Below are 17,170 nucleotides of genomic sequence, written 5' to 3' on the forward strand. Positions count from 1 at the left end.
CTCTTGTTGTGGTGGTCGGTCATTGCGAAAGCGGCGCCAGTTGCAACTGCGCAGCGGTCTGGTTCAGCGCATCGAGCACCGCCGGCGACAGGCCCAGGCCCTCGCGCAACGCCTGCTCGCGCAGTTTCAGCCCGGCCTGGCCCGGCAGGCGCACCGGGCGCTGCGGGTCGAGCGGACGGCTGGCCAGCACCAACTGGCCAAGGAAGCTGCTCTCGGCGGTAAAGGCCTCAAGCCCGCCGAAGAAGCGCGGGTCGATCACCACTGCGGTGGCCGAGGCGCCCCACTGCTGCGGCGCGTCCTTGCGCCCGTGCCCGGCCAGGCCCGAGGTCAGCGCCTCGACCAGCAGGGCCAGGGCAAAGCCCTTGTGCCCGAAGGCCTGCCCGCCCAATGGCAGCAGGCTGCCCTGGGGCGTGGTGAAGAAGTCGCGCGGGTCGTTGCTCGGCGTGCCGTCGTTACTCATCAGCACGGCGTGGGGCAAGGTGGTGCCGGCATCGCGGCACTGGCCCACCAGGCCCAGGGTGACGCTGGACATGCTCACGTCCAGCAGGATCGGCTCGCCCTGGGTCGGAATACCCGCGGCAATCGGGTTGGGGGTGTAGATCGGGTCGATGCCGCCCTGGGCGCACACCAGCCCCACCGACGGGTCGGAGGAATACAGCAGGGCCACCAGGCCACGGTCGGTGTAGGGCTTGAGGTAGGCCGCCAGGCAGCCGATGTGCGAGGCACGGCGCACCACCGAGATGCCGATACCCTGCGCCTGGGCACCCTGCGCGGCGCATGCCAGGGCACGCTCCACGCAGTACGGGCCCAGCACGTAGTGGCCGTCGAACAGCGTGGCGATGCCGCTGCCCTGCAGGTGTTCGAGGTCGGCGGCACGTGCCTTGACCTCACCGCGCTGTACGCCACCGACATAGCGGCTGACCAGGTTCAGGCCGTGGGTGCGGTGCCCCAGCAGCTCGCCCTCGAGCAGCACGCGGGTCACCACCCGGGCCACCTCGGCGTCGGCCCCGGCACCCTCGAACAACTGTTCGACGAACCGGGTCAGCGTGGCCGTGTCGTAGCGCCGGGCTTCAGACATCGCCCAGGCCCTGGCGGCTGTACTGGCCATCGACCAGGCGCTGGATACCCAGCGGGTTGGCGTCCTTGAGGGCGTCCGGCAGCAGCGCGTCGGGCACGTTCTGGTAGCACACCGGGCGCAGGAAGCGGTCGATGGCCAGGGTGCCGACCGAGGTGCCGCGGGCATCGGAGGTGGCCGGGTACGGGCCGCCGTGCACCATCGCGTCACACACCTCCACACCGGTGGGGTAGCCGTTGACCAGCACGCGGCCGACCTTGTCTTCGAGCACGCCGAACAGCTGGGCGAAGGCCGGCAGGTCGTCACCGTCGGCCAGCAGCGTGGCGGTGAGCTGGCCCCGCAGGGCGCTGACGGCGCGCAGCAGCTCGGCGGCGTCGGCCACCTGGATCACGATGGTGCAGGGGCCGAACACCTCTTCCTGCAGCAGTTCGTCGTGTTCCAGCAGCAGGCTGACATCCGCGCCGAACAGCTGCGGCTGGGCCTGGTTGCCGGCTTGTGCCTGGCCGCTCAGGTGCTGGATGCCGGGGTGCGCCAGCAGTGCCTGCAGGCCCTTGCCATAGCTGGCCAGGGTGCCTGCGTTGAGCATGGTCTGCGGCGCCTGTTCGGCCAGGTGGCCGCCCAGTTGCTCGATGAAGGTGGTGAAGGCCGGCGAGCGGATGCCCAGCACCAGGCCCGGGTTGGTACAGAACTGGCCACAGCCCTGCACCACCGAGGCGGCCAGTTCCCTGGCCATCTGCGCACCACGGCTGGCCAGTGCCTGCGGCAGCGCCAGCACCGGGTTGATGCTCGACATCTCGGCAAATACCGGGATCGGCTGCGGCCGCGCCGCCGCCATGTCGCACAGGGCACGGCCGCCCTTGAGCGAACCGGTGAAGCCCACGGCCTGGATGCCGGGGTGCTTGACCAGCGCCTCGCCCACACCGCCACCGAAGATCATGTTGAACACGCCGGCCGGCATGCCGGTTTTGTCGGCCGCACGCAGCAGCGCCTCAGCCACGCGCTCGGCAGTGGCCATGTGGCCACTGTGGGCCTTGAACACCACCGGGCAACCGGCCGCCAGCGCTGCGGCGGTGTCGCCGCCAGCGGTGGAGAATGCCAGCGGGAAGTTGCTGGCGCCGAACACCGCCACCGGGCCCACGCCGATGCGGTACTGGCGCAGGTCCGGACGTGGCAGCGGCGTGCGCTCGGGCAGCGCCTGGTCGATGCGCGCACCGTAGAAGTCGCCACGGCGCAGCACCTTGGCGAACAGGCGCATCTGGCCGCTGGTGCGACCGCGCTCCCCCTGGATGCGTGCGCTTGGCAGCGCGGTTTCGCGGCAGGTCAGCGCCACGAAGTCCTCGCCCAGCGCGTCGAGTTCATCGGCAATGGCGTCGAGAAATTCGGCCCGGCGCACGGCCGGCAGGCTGCGAAACAACGGGAAGGCCGCGCTGGCACCGGCAACGGCACTGTCGACTTCGTCCAGGGTGGCCTGGTGGAAACCGCCCGGCAGGCGTTCGCCGGTGTGGGCGTCGACGCTGTAGACCAGGGTGTCGCCCAGGGCGCTGCGCTGGCCTGCGATGAAGTTGTGTCCGGAAAAGCTCATGTGCATTTCGCCTCTGTAAGGGTGCGGAAAGGTCAATCAGGTCACGGCGCCGATCTGCCACGGCACGAACTCGTTCTGCCCGTAGCCGTGTTGCTCGCTCTTGCTGCGCTGGCCCGATGCGATGCGCAGCATCTGTTCGAAGATGTAGGCGCCGCGTTCTTCAATGCTGGTGGAACCGTCGGCAATGCCGCCGCAGTTCACGTCCATGTCTTCTTCCTGGTGCTCGAACACCCGGTTGTTGGTGGCCAGCTTGATCGACGGCGCCGGGGCGCAGCCGTAGGCCGAACCGCGACCGGTGGTGAAGGCGATCAGGTTGGCACCGCCGGCGACCTGGCCGGTGGCCGACACCGGGTCGTAGCCGGGGGTGTCCATGAACACCAGCCCCTTGGCGCGCACGGCCTCGGCGTACTGGTACACGTCCACCAGGTTGCTGGAGCCGGCCTTGGCCACGGCGCCCAGGGATTTTTCGAGAATGGTGGTGAGGCCGCCGGCCTTGTTGCCGGCCGAGGGGTTGTTGTTGAGCTCGGCATTCATGCGCTGGCAGTAGTCTTCCCACCAGTGGATGCGCGCGATCAGCTTCTCGCCCACTTCGCGGCTGACCGCACGGCGCGTCAGCAGGTGCTCGGCGCCGTAGATTTCAGGGGTTTCGGACAGGATCGCGGTGCCGCCCGCGGCCACCAGGCGGTCTACCGCATTGCCCAGCGCGGGGTTGGCGGTGATGCCCGAATAGCCGTCGGAACCGCCGCATTGCAGGCCCACGATCAGGTGCCGGGCGCTGACCGGCTCGCGGCGCACCTGGTTGGCGTCGGCCAGCAGCGCCTTGACCTGCTCGATACCGGCGGCGATGGTCTTGGAGGTGCCGCCAATGCCCTGGATGGTGAACGCGCGCAACTGGGCGCCGGCGGTCAGCCCCTGGGTCTGCATCAGGCTTTCGATCTGGTTGGTCTCGCAGCCCAGGCCGATGATCAGCACGGCGGCGAAGTTGGGGTGCACGGCATAGCCGCCCAGGGTGCGGCGCAGCAGGCCCAGGGCTTCGCCGCTGGGGTCGACCGCGCAACCGGCACCGTGGGTCAGGGCCACCACACCATCGACGTTGGGGTAGTCGGCCAGCGCCTCGGGGTGGATATCGCGGCGAAAATGGTCGGCTACGGCACGGGCAACGGTCGCCGAGCAGTTCACCGAGGTCAGGATGCCCACGTAGTTGCGGGTGGCCACCCGCCCGTCGGCACGCACGATGCCTTCGAAGAAGGCTGCCCTGGCCGGCACGCTGTGGGCGTCTTCGCCAAAGGCGTAGTCACGGGCGAAGTCGCCCATCTCCACGTTGTGCACATGCACGTGTTCGCCGGCCTCGATGGGCTGCGAGGCAAAGCCGATGATCTGGCCATAGCGGCGCAGCGCCTCGCCCTGCTCCACGCGCTGGCTGGCCACCTTGTGCCCCGAAGGGATCGACTGGCGCACGGTGACCGCCTCGGCGTCCAGGTGCAGCCCCTCGGGCAGCACCTGGCGGGCAATCAGCACGTTGTCCAGCGGGTTGAGGCGGATGACCGCAGGGTCTTCGCTGCTGCGGGTTCTGGCAATCAGGTGCATGGGACCTCTCAGGGCGCTACGGCAAGCTTCTTGTTATGGCATCACGCCCGTCTTGTGCGGGCGAATCTGCACCAACTGTAAGGAGCCGGCCGGCGTATTCCCAATGAGATGATCCGATCAAGCGATAACCCTGGGTTATCGAAGTGCGAATTCTCGTTTCATTTATAGATCGTTTTATGACCCTCGGCCTGACGGCGCTGGCGGGCGAAGTCCAGCAGGATATCGGCGAACACCTGCGCCGAGCCGGTCAGCGGCTGGTCCTTGCGGGTGATGATGCCGTACTCCAGCGGTGCCAGGTGCAGCGGGGTCTGCAGCTCGCGAAACTGACCGCTGGCCAGCTGCGCCGCCACCATCGAGCGCGGCAGCATGGCGATCATCGGCCCCGACTGCAGCAGTTGCAGGAACATCGGCATCGAGATGGTATCCACGCTGTCGGCGGGGGTGGCGATGTTGGCAGCGCGAAACGCCCGCTCCAGGCGGTCGCGGATCGGCGTGCCGACCGGGTACAGCACCCACGGCCAGTCGCCCAGGGCCTCCAGCGGCGTGATCTCGAGCTGGTTGAGCGGGTGGCTGCTGTTGACCACCAGGCAGAAGGGCTCGGGCTCCAGTGCCTGGAAGTCGAACAACTGGGCGAAGCGCGGTTCGGTGAAGCGCCCGATCATCAGGTCGAGCTTGTTCTGTTCGAGCATCGCCAGCAGGTAGTCGCTGGACTGCTCCACCACTTCTATCGACAGCAGCGGGCTGCGCGCCTTGATCGCGGCAATGGCCTGGGGCAGCACCACCGAGGTGGCGGCGAAGATGCCGCCCACCTTGATGAAGCCGTGGCCGCCCTTGCGCAGGCGGTTGACCTGGTCGACGAAGGTGTGCGAGTCGGCCAGCGCGTTCTGCGCATAGCGCACCACGTACTCGCCCAGCTCGGTGGGCGGCATGCTGCGCGGCAGGCGTTCGAACAGGGCAAAGCCGAACTGCTCCTCGAGGTCGCGCAGCATCTTGCTCAGGGCCGGCTGGCTGAGGTTCATGCGCGAGGCGGTGGCGTGCATGTTGCGCGTGCGCGCCAGGGTGTCGATCAGCACCAGGTGCTTGAAGCGCACCCAGTTGCAGAAGCTGGAATGGGTAATGTCCGAGGGCATCGGCTCAGTGCCTCCTGAAGGTGGCGGCGCAGGTCATGTCATTGCGCCCGCAGGTAATGCAGCAGGGTGTTCAGCGCCACCGAGCGTGGGCGCGAACGCAGGGTCAGCAGGCCCAGGTTGACCATGCTGATGGGCAGCTCCACCGGCAGGATGGCGACCATGCCATAGCGCGCATAATGCTCGGCCACGTCGTTGGGCACCACCGCGATCATGTCGGAGGCTTCGAGCATGGCGGTGGTGGCCAGGATCGAGGCGGTCTCGACGATATCCAGCGACTGCACCATGCCGCCGGCCTGCAGCGCGCTTTCCACGCGCCGGCGCATGGGGCTGCCGAGCGGGTGCAGGATCCAGGTGAGGCTGACCAGGTCGGCCAGTTGCAGCGCCGCGGCGCCGGCCAGCGGGTGCCCTGCCCTGGCGATCACGCGCATCTGCTCGCCGATGTCGAACAGCTCGATGTCCAGGTCCTGGCTGTCACCCTGGTCGGGCAGGCGCCCGAGCACCACGTCGAAGTCGCCGCGCAGCAGCGCCGGCAGCAAGGTGTCGCTGGTGCCCACCTCGATGCTGATGCGCACCTTGGGGTGGTCGCGCTTGTAGGCCAGCACCGCGCCGGTCAGCAGGCGCGGCACCGGGCCCATCACCGTGCCCACCCGCACCAGGCCCATGGCACCGCGGGCCAGTTCGGCGATCTGCGCCTGGGCGTGCTCGAACTCGTGCAGCGCGCCCTGGGCATAGCGGATCATCACCTCGCCATACAGAGTGGGCTGCATGCCCCGGGGCAGGCGCTCGAACAGGCGTACGCCCAGGCGCTCCTCCAACTGCTGCAACAGCAGGCTCGCCGCCGGTTGGGTGGTGTGCATGGCCGCTGCGGCGCGGCGCAGGTTGCCGAACTCGCCCAGGGCGTTGAGCAAGGTGATCTGGCGGCTGGAAATTTTCAGCGCGCCAAGGCTGCGTGGCAGCAGCGGATCGGCTTCAGGGCTCGCAGACATATCGAATTCGGTATCCCTGGTTAGGAAACCGCGATTATGCACGTATCGCTCGGCAACCTACAGTCGGGTCTCCAAGTGGTCACCGAGAACAAGAGCCCGCCATGAGCATTCGAATTACCCACCTGAGCGTTCGCGATATCCGTTTCCCTACCTCGCTGTCGCTCGACGGCTCCGACGCGATGAACAGCGCACCGGACTATTCGGCGTCCTACGTGGTGCTGCACACCGACAGCCCCCTGGAAGGCCATGGCCTGACCTTCACCATCGGCCGCGGCAACGAGATCTGCGTGGCCGCGATCCAGTCGCTGGCACCGATGGTGGTGGGCCTGACCCTGGAAGAGATCACCGCCGACATGGGCGCCTTCTGGCACAACTTCACCGTGGGCGACAGCCAGCTGCGCTGGCTGGGCCCGGAAAAAGGCGTGATCCACCTCGCCACCGCCGCCATCATCAATGCCGTGTGGGACCTGTGGGCCAAGCACGAAGAAAAACCCGTGTGGAAGCTGCTGGCCGACATGAGCCCCGAGCAACTGGTGCGCTGCCTGGACTTCAGCTACGTCACCGACGTGATCACCCCCGAGGAAGCCATCGCCCTGCTGCGCCGCAATGCGCCGGGCAAGGCCGAGCGCGAGGCGCAGATGCTGCGCGAAGGCTACCCGGGCTACACCACCGCACCGGGCTGGCTGGGCTACAGCGAAGAGAAGATGCGCCAGCTCACCCGCGAGGCCGTGGCCGATGGCTGGACCCACGTGAAGCAGAAGATCGGCGCCAACCTGGAAGACGACATTCGCCGCGCCGGCATCCTGCGTGACGAGCTGGGCTGGGAACGCACCCTGATGATGGACGCCAACCAGGTGTGGGGCGTGGACGAATCGATCGAGAACATGCGCCGCCTGGCCGCCTTCGCACCGCTGTGGATCGAGGAGCCGACCAGCCCCGACGACATCCTCGGCCATGCCACCATTCGCCAGCGCATCGCGCCGATCGGCGTGGCCACCGGCGAGCACTGTCACAACCGGGTGATGTTCAAGCAGATGTTCCAGGCCGGTGCGCTGGACTTCTGCCAGATCGACGCGGCGCGCCTGGGCGGGCTGAACGAGGTGCTGATCGTGCTGCTGATGGCGGCCAAGTACGACGTGCCGGTGTGCCCGCATGGCGGGGGTGTGGGTTTGTGCGAATACGTGCAGAATATCGCGCTGTTCGACTACATCGGCGTTTCGGCCTCGCTGCACAACCGCGTGCTGGAATACGTCGACCACCTGCACGAGCACTTCATCGACCCGGTGGTGATCCGCCGCGGCCGCTACATGCCACCGCTGCGCCCCGGCTACAGCATCGAGATGCATGCCGACACCCTGGAGCGCTACCAGTACCCGAACGGCCCGGTGTGGCTGGACATCGCCCGCACCTGATCGACACCCAAGCCCGCCGCCGCGCCCTGCGCGTCGGCGGGCCGCACCATCAATACCGGGGTTAACAATAATGACAATCCTCAATACCGCGACAGCGGCGGCCGCGCCCGCCGTGCCTGCCGAACAACGCCTGAACAGCCTGCTGCTGCGCAAACTGCTGCCGCTGCTGGTCATCGTCTACGTGATGAGCTTTCTGGACCGCACCAACATTGCCCTGGCCAAGGCCAGCATGGGCATCGACCTTGGGCTGTCGGCCGCTGCCTACGGCCTGGGTGCCGGGCTGTTCTTTCTGACCTACGCGCTGGCCGAGGTGCCAAGCAACCTGATCATGCACCGGGTGGGCGCACGTTTCTGGATCACCCGCATCATGATCACCTGGGGCCTGCTGTCGGCGGGCATGGCGTTCGTGCAGGGCGAGACCTCGTTCTACATCATGCGCCTGCTGCTGGGCGTGGCCGAGGCCGGGCTGTTCCCGGGGGTGATGCTGTACCTGACCTACTGGTTCGACCGCGAACAGCGGGCACGTGCCACCGGTTACTTTCTGCTGGGCGTGTGCCTGGCCAACATCCTCAGCGGGCCGCTGGGCGGTGCGTTGCTGCAGATGGACGGCTTGCTGGGCTGGCATGGCTGGCAGTGGCTGTTCGTGATCGAAGGCCTGCCGGCGGTGGCGCTGGCGTATGTGGTGTGGAAGAAACTGCCTGACGGGCCGGCCTCGGCCAAATGGCTGTCGGAGGCCGACAAGCGCGACATCGAGCAGCGCCTGAACGCCGAAAAAGCCGCCGCGCCGCCACAGACCCGCCTGAGCCAGATGTTTCGCGACAAGCAGATCTGGCTGGCGATCGCGGTGTACTTCGTGCACCAGATCACCATCTACACGGTGATCTTCTTTCTGCCGGGCATCATCGGCACCTATGGCAACCTGTCGCCGTTCCAGATCGGCCTGCTGACCTCGGTACCGTGGATTGCCGCCGCCATTGGCGCCGCGACCTTCCCGCGCCTGGCCACCACCCCCACCCGCTGCCGGATGATCATGTTCTTCGGCTTGCTGACCATGGCGGCGGGGCTGGTGATTGCCTCGTTCTCCAACTCGTTCATCGGGCTGGTGGGCTTTTCGCTGACGGCGCTGATGCTGTTCGTGGTGCAGTCGATCATCTTCGTGTTCCCGTCCAGCCGCCTGAGCGGCAGTGCACTGGCGGCGGGGCTGGCGTTCGTGACCATGTGCGGGCTGTTCGGCGGGTTCGTCGGGCCGTCGGTGATGGGGTTGATCGAGCAGACCACCGGTAGCACGCGCAACGGGCTGTGGGTGATCGCCGGCCTGCTGGTGCTGGCGGCGCTGATCAGCACGCGGTTGCGTCAGGGGCAGGAGGAGAAGGCTCAGGCCTGAGCCCATCTCGAATCGGCGCTGCCTGCATCGCGGGTCAAGCCCGCTCCCACAAGGATCATCGCGGTCCCTGTAGGAGCGGGCTTGACCCGCGATGGTGTTCATATCATTCCGAATGATAGTTACCTTCGCCCCATTCGATTCGTTGTTAATAGTTACAAATCGCAGAATCCGCCCACTCTCAATACATTGGCGGATCTATCCATGGAACACTCACTCAAACCCTTGCGCTATCCCCTTGCTGCCCTGGCACTGGTGGTGATGAGTGCCTGTGGTCGTACCCCGGAGGCCCCGCAAGCGCCCGGTGCACCGAAAGTCACGGTGGCCAAGGTGCTGGAGCAGCCCATCAACGAATGGGACGAGTTCACCGGCCGCCTCGAAGCCCCCGAAACCGTCGAAGTACGCCCGCGCGTTTCCGGCCAGATCGACCAGGTAGCCTTCACCGAAGGTGCCCAGGTCAAGAAAGGCGACCTGCTGTTCCAGATCGATCCGCGCCCGTTCCAGGCTCAGGTACGCCAACTTGAAGCCCAACTGCAACAAGCCCGCGCCACCGCCACCCGCAGCCAGACCGAGGCCCAGCGCGGCGAGCGCCTGCGCAGCAGCAACGCGATTTCCGCCGAACTCGCCGAGTCGCGCACCAGTGCCGCCGCCGAAGCCCGCGCCGGGGTGGCCGCGATCCAGGCGCAACTGGACCTGGCCAGGCTGAACCTGAGCTTCACCCGCGTGACCGCGCCCATCAGCGGCCGTGTCAGCCGCGCCGAGTTCACCGCCGGCAACATCGTCACCGCCGATGTCACCGCGCTCACCAGCGTGGTGTCCACCGACAAGGTCTACGCCTACTTCGACGCCGACGAGCGCGTGTACCTCAAGTACACCCAGCTGGCCCGCGACGGCCAGCGCGGCCAGAGCACCCCGGTGTACCTGGGCCTGTCCAACGAAACCGGCAACCCGCACCTGGGCCAGATGAACTTCGTCGACAACCAGGTCAACCCCAAGACCGGCACCATTCGCGGTCGCGCGGTGTTCGACAACAGCGACGGCCAGTTCACCCCCGGGCTGTACGCGCGCCTGAAACTGGTCGGCAGCGCCACCTATTCGGCCGTGCTGATCAACGACGAGGCCGTGGGCACCGACCTGGGCAAGAAGTTCGTGCTGGTGATGGACAAGGACAACAAGGCCGATTACCGCGCCGTGGAGCTGGGCCCCAAACTCGAAGGCCTGCGTATCGTGCGCAGCGGCCTGAGCAAGGAAGACCGCATCGTGGTCAAGGGCCTGCAGCGTGTACGCCCTGGCTCGCCGGTCAGCCCTGAAGAAACCCCGATGGCCAGCGACACCACCCTCGCCGCCCTCGCCCAGCAACGCCAGGCCCTAGAAGCCAGCACCCCGAGCAAGCCGGTCACGGTCAAGCTCGCCAGTGCCGCGGCACCACGCGGTTAAGGGACCAGACCGATGAATTTTTCCCAGTTCTTCATTACCCGGCCGATCTTCGCCGCCGTGCTGTCGCTGCTGATCCTGATCGCCGGCAGCATCTCGCTGTTCCAGCTGCCGATCAGCGAATACCCCGAGGTGGTACCGCCCACCGTGGTGGTGCGCGCCAACTTCCCCGGCGCCAACCCCAAGGTGATCGGCGAAACCGTGGCCGCGCCGCTCGAGCAGGCCATCACCGGTGTAGAGAACATGCTGTACATGTCCTCGCAGTCCACCGCCGACGGCAAGATCACCCTGACCATCACCTTCGCCCTGGGCACCGACCTGGACAACGCGCAGGTGCAGGTGCAGAACCGTGTGACCCGCACCCAGCCCAAGCTGCCCGAGGAAGTCACGCGTATCGGTATCACCGTCGACAAGGCCTCGCCCGACCTGACCATGGTGGTGCACCTGACCTCGCCGGACAACCGCTACGACATGCTCTACCTGTCCAACTACGCGATCCTCAACATCAAGGACGAGCTGGCTCGCCTGGGTGGCGTGGGTGACGTGCAGCTGTTCGGCATGGGCGACTACTCGCTGCGCGTGTGGCTGGACCCGAACAAGACCGCCTCGCGCAACCTGACTGCCAGCGACGTGGTGGCTGCCATTCGCGAGCAGAACCGCCAGGTGGCCGCCGGCCAGCTCGGTTCGCCGCCCGCCCCCGGGGCCACCAGCTTCCAGCTGTCGGTCAACACCCAGGGCCGCCTGGTGAGCGAAGAGGAATTCGAGAACATCATCATCCGCTCTGGCGCCGACGGTGAAATCACCCGCCTCAAGGACATCGCCCGGGTGGAGCTGGGCTCCAGCCAGTACGCCCTGCGTTCGCTGCTCAACAATCAGCCGGCGGTGGCGATCCCGATCTTCCAGCGCCCTGGCTCCAACGCCATCGAGATCTCCGACGAAGTACGCGCCAAGATGGCCGAGCTGAAGAAGGACTTCCCCGAGGGCATGGACTACAGCATCGTCTATGACCCCACCGTGTTCGTGCGCGGTTCGATCGAAGCGGTGGTGCACACCCTGTTCGAGGCGCTGATCCTGGTGGTGCTGGTGGTGATCCTGTTCCTGCAGACCTGGCGCGCCTCGATCATCCCGCTGGTGGCGGTACCGGTCTCGCTGATCGGCACCTTTGCGGTGATGCACCTGTTCGGCTTCTCGCTCAACGCGCTGTCGCTGTTCGGGCTGGTGCTGGCCATCGGTATCGTGGTGGACGACGCCATCGTGGTGGTGGAGAACGTGGAGCGCAACATCGAGCTGGGGCTCAACCCGCTGGAGGCGACCAAGCGCGCCATGAGCGAAGTGACCGGGCCGATCATCGCCACCGCGCTGGTGCTGTGCGCGGTGTTCATCCCGGCGGCGTTCATCTCCGGCCTGACCGGGCAGTTCTACAAGCAGTTCGCCTTGACCATCGCGATTTCCACGGTGATCTCGGCGTTCAACTCGCTGACCCTGTCGCCGGCGCTGGCTGCGGTGTTGCTCAAGGGCCATCACGCCCCCAAGGACCGCTTCTCGAAACTGCTCGACCGCCTGCTCGGCGGCTGGCTGTTCAAGCCGTTCAACCGCTTCTTCGAGCGTGCCAGCCATGGCTACGTGGGCACCGTGGGCCGCGTGATCCGCAGCAGCGGCATCGCCCTGTTCGTGTACGCCGGGCTGATGGTGCTGACCTGGATGGGCTTTGCCGCCACCCCGACCGGTTTCGTGCCCGCCCAGGACAAGCAGTACCTGGTGGCCTTCGCACAACTGCCGGATGCGGCCAGCCTTGACCGCACCGAATCGGTCATCAAGAAGATGAGCGAGTTCGCCCTCAAGCAACCGGGTGTGGCCGATTCCATCGCCTTCCCGGGCCTGTCGATCAACGGGTTCACCAACAGCCCCAACAGCGGCATCGTGTTCGTCGCACTCAAGTCGTTCGACCAGCGCAAGGACCCCAGCCAGTCGGCCGCGGCGATTGCCGCCACGTTGAACGCGCAGTACGCCGACATCCAGGAAGCCTACATCGCGATCTTCCCGCCACCGCCGGTTCAGGGGCTGGGTACCATCGGCGGTTTCCGCCTGCAGATCGAAGACCGTGGCAACCTGGGCTACGAGGCGCTGTACAAGGAAACCCAGAACATCATCGCCAAGAGCCACAACGTGCCGGAGCTGGCCGGGCTGTTCACCAGCTACCAGGTGAATGTGCCGCAGGTGGATGCCGCCATCGACCGTGAGAAGGCCAAGACCCACGGTGTGGCGATCAACGATATCTTCGACACCCTGCAGATCTACCTGGGCTCGCTGTACGCCAACGACTTCAACCGCTTTGGCCGTACCTACCAGGTCAACGTGCAGGCCGAGCAGCAGTTCCGCCTGGATGCCGAGCAGATCGGCCAGCTCAAGGTGCGCAACAACCAGGGCGAGATGATCCCGCTGGCGACCTTCATCAAGGTCAGCGACACCTCCGGGCCGGACCGCGTGATGCACTACAACGGCTTCATCACCGCCGAGATCAACGGTGGCGCAGCACCCGGCTACAGCTCCGGCCAGGCCGAACAGGCCATGGCAAAACTGCTCAAGGAAGAGCTGCCCAACGGCATGACCTTCGAATGGACCGAGCTGACCTATCAGCAGATCCTGGCCGGCAACACCGCGCTGTTCGTGTTCCCGCTGTGCGTGCTGCTGGCGTTCCTGGTACTGGCTGCCCAGTACGAGAGCTGGAGCCTGCCGCTGGCGGTGATCCTGATCGTACCGATGACCCTGCTGTCGGCCATTACCGGGGTGATCCTGTCCGGTGGCGACAACAACATCTTCACCCAGATCGGCCTGATCGTACTGGTGGGGCTGGCGTGCAAGAACGCGATTCTTATCGTCGAGTTCGCCAAGGACAAGCAGGCCGAAGGGCTCGACCCGCTGGCTGCGGTGCTGGAAGCCTGCCGGCTGCGGCTGCGCCCGATCCTGATGACCTCGTTCGCCTTCATCATGGGTGTGGTGCCGCTGGTGTTCTCCTCCGGGGCCGGCGCCGAAATGCGCCATGCCATGGGTGTGGCGGTGTTCTCCGGGATGATCGGGGTGACGATTTTCGGCCTGTTGCTGACCCCGGTGTTCTTTGTGTTGATCCGTCGTTATGTAGAGCGCAGCGAGGCCCGCAAGGCGGCCCGCCAGCTGCAGCTGGAGAACCAGGCATGAACCACTTGAAACTGTGGGCACCGAGCCTGCTGGTACTGGCCCTGGCCGCCTGTGCGGTCGGCCCGGACTACCAGGCCCCGCACACCGACGCCGCGCACCTGGCGGCGGCCGATGCGCAGGAGGCCAAGGCGGCCTTCGACCGCACCCGCTTCGATGCGATCTGGTGGCGTCAGTTCGACGACCCGGTCCTCAACCAGCTGGTGAGCCAGTCGCTGGCCGACAACCGCGAGCTGCGCGTGGCGTTTGCGCGCCTGAAGGCGGCGCGGGCGATTCGTGACGATGTGAGCAACGATGCACTGCCCACCGTCACCAGCCGCGCCAGCAGCGACCTGGGCAAGGGTCAGATACCTGGCCAGACCGACCGCCGGGTCAACAGCGAGCGCTACGACCTGGGCCTGGACATGGCCTGGGAGCTTGACCTGTTCGGCCGCATTCAGCGCCAGCTGGAAGCCAGCGAGGCGCAGGAGGCCGCGGCCCAGGCCGACCTGCAACAATTGCAGGTGAGCCTGATTGCCGAGCTGGTTGATGCTTATGGACAACTGCGCGGTGCGCAGTTGCGCGAGAAGATAGCCCTGGCCAACCTCAAGACCCAGCAGGATTCGCGCGGCATTACCGAAACCCTGCGTGATGCGGGGGTTGGCAACGAACTGGACGTGGTGCGCGCCGATGCGCGCCTGGCAGCGGTAGAGGCCAGCGTGCCGCAGCTGCAGGCCGAGCAGGTGCGTGCGCGCAACCGCATCGCCACCTTGCTGGGGCAGCGGCCGGATGCGTTGAGTGTCGACCTGTCGCCGGCGCAGTTGCCGGCGATTGCCAAGGCCCTGCCGATTGGCGACCCGGGCGAACTGCTCAAGCGTCGCCCGGATGTGCGCAGCGCCGAGCGCCAGCTGGCGGCGGCCACGGCGAATGTGGGGGTGGCCACGGCCGACCTGTTCCCGCGGGTGAGCCTGAGCGGCTTCCTGGGCTTTACCGCAGGGCGTGGTTCGCAGTTGGGGTCGAGTGCGGCGCAGGCGTGGGCACTGGGCCCGAGCATCACCTGGGCGGCGTTCGACCTGGGCAGTGTGCGGGCGCGTCTGCGTGGCGCGAATGCCGAGGCCGAGGGTGCGTTGGCGACCTATGAGCAGCAGGTGCTGCTGGCGTTGGAAGAGTCGGAGAATGCGTTCAGCGATTACGCCAAGCGTCAGCAACGGCTGATGGCGCTGCTGCGCCAGAGCGAGGCGAGCCGCAAGGCGGCGGACCTGGCGTCGATTCGTTACCGCGAGGGTACGGTGGATTACCTGGTGCTGCTGGATGCCGAGCGTGAACGGCTTACTGCCGAGGACGCGCAGGCGTTGGGCGAGGTGGACCTGTATCGCGGGATCGTGGCGATCTACAAGGCACTCGGTGGTGGCTGGCAGACCGACAGCGTGGCTGCGGCGAACTGATTCAGAGCTCCTTTGGTTGGTTAGCACCGACCACTTTGCCCCGCCATTGGCGGGGCTTTTTTTTGTGGCCTGAACGCAGTTTGCCTGTCGCCGTACGGCAAATCGCGGGTCAAGCCCGCTCCCACAACGGCTACGGTGATCCTTGTGGGAGCGGGCTTGACCCGCGATTGGGCATAACTGTCAGTAGTAGGCGTTTTCTTTCTGCGAATGGTCGGTCACGTCACGCACGCCCTTGAGCTCCGGAATGCGTTCGAGCAAGGTGCGCTCGATGCCTTCGCGCAAGGTAACGTCGGCCTGGCCGCAACCCTGGCAACCACCGCCGAACTGCAGCACCGCAATGCCGTCCTCGACCACTTCGATCAGGTTGACCTGACCGCCGTGGCTGGCCAGCCCCGGGTTGATCTCGGTTTGCAGGTAGTAGTTGATGCGCTCGTTGATCGGGCTGTCGGCATTGACCATCGGCACCTTGGCGTTCGGCGCCTTGATGGTCAGCTGGCCGCCCATGCGGTCGGTGGCGTAGTCCACCACCGCATCTTCCAGAAACGGGATGCTGACCGCATCCAGGTAGGCGGTGAAGGACTTGAGCCCCACCGCTTCGTCTTCCGGCTTTTCTTCACCTGGCTTGCAGTAGGCAATGCAGGTTTCGGCGTAGTTCGTACCCGGCTGGGTAATGAAAATGCGAATGCCAATGCCTGGGGTATTCTGCTTTTCCAGCAGATCGGCCAGGTAATCGTGCGCGGCGTCGGTAATCGTTATGGCGCTCATGTAAGTTCCTCACAGACTTGTGCGCAGTTTACGCCAACACGGCCGGCGAACAAAGTCCTAGTAATTCTGTCGGGAAAGTGCCACCGGCACCGCCGGGCCCAGACGCGCCTCGAACCAGCCACTCATGCGCCGGTACAGGCCCTTTTCCAGCCAGCGGTAACTGGCCCACGACGCCCCGCCGATCAGCGGCACGCACAGCGCGAACACCAGGTAGGGGTTGAGCCCCAGACGCTCGCTGGCAAACCAGCCGCCGTACAGCACCAGCACATGGATCAGGTACACCGAATAGGAGCAGTCGCCCAGTGCCTTGAGCACCCGGTTGCCCTTGAAATACGGCTCCAGCGAGATGCACGCCAGCACGATCAGCGCGCTAGGCAGGCCCCAGTGCAGCAGGCGTGACGAGGCATCCAGGCGGTAGATCGCCACCGATGCGGCCGCCAGGGTCAGCAACGGCAGCCACAGCCCCTGGGCAATCCAGCCGCGCCGGTAGAGCACGCCGATGGCTACGCCCAGCAGGAACTCGTAGATGATGTTGTTGCTGTAGAACCGCCCCAGCACGCCCAGGCCGGTGAGCACCTCGCTGACCGCGAACAGCGCCAGCGCCACCAGCCACAGGTGATGGCGCTGGCGCACCAGGAACACCAGCGAGAACAGCAGGTAGAAGAACATCTCGTAGTTCAGCGTCCAGCCCACGTTGAGCGTGGGGTACAGGCCGTAGCCGCCGGGGTTTTCCGCCGGAATGAACAGCAGCGACAGCAGCAGGTGCGACAGCTCCAGGGTCTGGTGCGGCATCCACTGGCTGGCCACCACCAGCAGCAGCGCCATCAGGCCGGTATAGAACCAGTAGGCCGGCACGATGCGCAGCACCCGGTTGAGCAGAAAGCGCCTGGGCGCCATGGGTTTGTCACGGGTCGAGAGGTAGATCACCAGCCCGCTGATGACGAAGAAGATGTCCACCCCGACCGCACCGCGATCAGCCAGAAACTGCCCTACCGGGCCGCTGGCCTTGAAGTCGAAGAAGATCTGCATGAAGTGGTGACAGACCACCACCCAGGCGGCGAGCGCCCTCAATGCCTGAAGCGAAAACAGCATGTCGATTCCCGTCTCTCGTTACCCCACCCTGGCCCCGCACAAATCGGGACCGCTTGCGGGTGGGACTACGAAAGGCCGGGAAAGATCAGCCCGATCTGCCCGGCGGTTGC

Annotated in this window: 12 protein-coding genes; 5 read left to right on the forward strand and 7 right to left on the reverse strand. The window is 66.2% G+C overall.

Annotated elements, in window-relative coordinates:
- Window positions 1-19: 19 nt before the first annotated feature.
- The 5 genes from DN388_RS11845 to DN388_RS11865 all read right to left on the reverse strand — a co-directional run bounded on the left by DN388_RS11845 (window position 20) and on the right by DN388_RS11865 (window position 6,360).
- The gene (locus DN388_RS11845) at window positions 20-1,078 is read right to left on the reverse strand and encodes an Ldh family oxidoreductase (RefSeq protein ID WP_054914328.1); all 1,059 of its coding nucleotides are present in this window, start codon (window positions 1,076-1,078) and stop codon (window positions 20-22) included.
- Window positions 1,071-2,657, reverse strand: coding sequence for an aldehyde dehydrogenase (NADP(+)) (locus DN388_RS11850; protein WP_254999914.1), 1,587 nt, complete (start codon window positions 2,655-2,657; stop codon window positions 1,071-1,073). Before DN388_RS11850 ends, DN388_RS11845 begins: the two co-directional genes overlap by 8 nt.
- A 36-nt stretch (window positions 2,658-2,693) precedes the next feature.
- Window positions 2,694-4,244: a UxaA family hydrolase gene (locus DN388_RS11855; protein ID WP_054914327.1), complete on the reverse strand. Its 1,551-nt coding sequence runs from the start codon at window positions 4,242-4,244 to the stop codon at window positions 2,694-2,696.
- A gap of 158 nt (window positions 4,245-4,402) precedes the next feature.
- Window positions 4,403-5,374: a LysR family transcriptional regulator gene (locus DN388_RS11860; RefSeq protein ID WP_043864069.1), complete on the reverse strand. Its 972-nt coding sequence runs from the start codon at window positions 5,372-5,374 to the stop codon at window positions 4,403-4,405.
- Window positions 5,375-5,412: 38 nt separating this feature from the next.
- Window positions 5,413-6,360, reverse strand: a complete 948-nt coding sequence (locus DN388_RS11865) for a LysR substrate-binding domain-containing protein (RefSeq protein ID WP_054914325.1) — start codon at window positions 6,358-6,360, stop codon at window positions 5,413-5,415.
- Window positions 6,361-6,461: 101 nt separating this feature from the next.
- Between DN388_RS11865 and DN388_RS11870 the strand changes: the two genes are divergently transcribed.
- The 5 genes from DN388_RS11870 (at window position 6,462) to DN388_RS11890 (ending at window position 15,203) form a co-directional block, all read left to right on the forward strand.
- Window positions 6,462-7,772, forward strand: coding sequence for an L-fuconate dehydratase (locus DN388_RS11870; RefSeq protein ID WP_254999916.1), 1,311 nt, complete (start codon window positions 6,462-6,464; stop codon window positions 7,770-7,772).
- A gap of 70 nt (window positions 7,773-7,842) precedes the next feature.
- Window positions 7,843-9,156 carry an MFS transporter gene (locus DN388_RS11875; protein WP_078481163.1) on the forward strand — a complete coding sequence of 438 codons (1,314 nt, stop codon included), beginning with the start codon at window positions 7,843-7,845 and terminating at the stop codon, window positions 9,154-9,156.
- A gap of 201 nt (window positions 9,157-9,357) precedes the next feature.
- Window positions 9,358-10,590 (forward strand): multidrug efflux RND transporter periplasmic adaptor subunit MexE, encoded by a 1,233-nt coding sequence (mexE, locus tag DN388_RS11880; RefSeq protein WP_043864073.1) that lies wholly within the window; start codon window positions 9,358-9,360, stop codon window positions 10,588-10,590.
- 12 nt (window positions 10,591-10,602) lie between these two features.
- Window positions 10,603-13,782 (forward strand): efflux RND transporter permease subunit, encoded by a 3,180-nt coding sequence (locus tag DN388_RS11885; protein ID WP_054914324.1) that lies wholly within the window; start codon window positions 10,603-10,605, stop codon window positions 13,780-13,782.
- Window positions 13,779-15,203 carry an efflux transporter outer membrane subunit gene (locus DN388_RS11890; protein WP_043864075.1) on the forward strand — a complete coding sequence of 475 codons (1,425 nt, stop codon included), beginning with the start codon at window positions 13,779-13,781 and terminating at the stop codon, window positions 15,201-15,203. Before DN388_RS11885 ends, DN388_RS11890 begins: the two co-directional genes overlap by 4 nt.
- A gap of 180 nt (window positions 15,204-15,383) precedes the next feature.
- Here the strand turns inward: DN388_RS11890 and nfuA are convergent, their stop codons facing one another.
- Together nfuA and DN388_RS11900 are read right to left on the reverse strand one after the other, a co-directional pair.
- A complete protein-coding gene (nfuA, locus tag DN388_RS11895) occupies window positions 15,384-15,968 on the reverse strand; it encodes a Fe-S biogenesis protein NfuA (RefSeq protein WP_058540345.1) in 585 nt (194 codons plus the stop codon).
- 57 nt (window positions 15,969-16,025) lie between these two features.
- Window positions 16,026-17,060, reverse strand: a complete 1,035-nt coding sequence (locus tag DN388_RS11900) for an acyltransferase (protein WP_058540346.1) — start codon at window positions 17,058-17,060, stop codon at window positions 16,026-16,028.
- Window positions 17,061-17,170 lie beyond the last annotated feature (110 nt).

Origin of the sequence: Pseudomonas sp. S12(2018) (assembly GCF_024355235.1) — a bacterium.
In the GTDB taxonomy this organism is placed as follows: domain Bacteria; phylum Pseudomonadota; class Gammaproteobacteria; order Pseudomonadales; family Pseudomonadaceae; genus Aquipseudomonas; species Aquipseudomonas palmensis.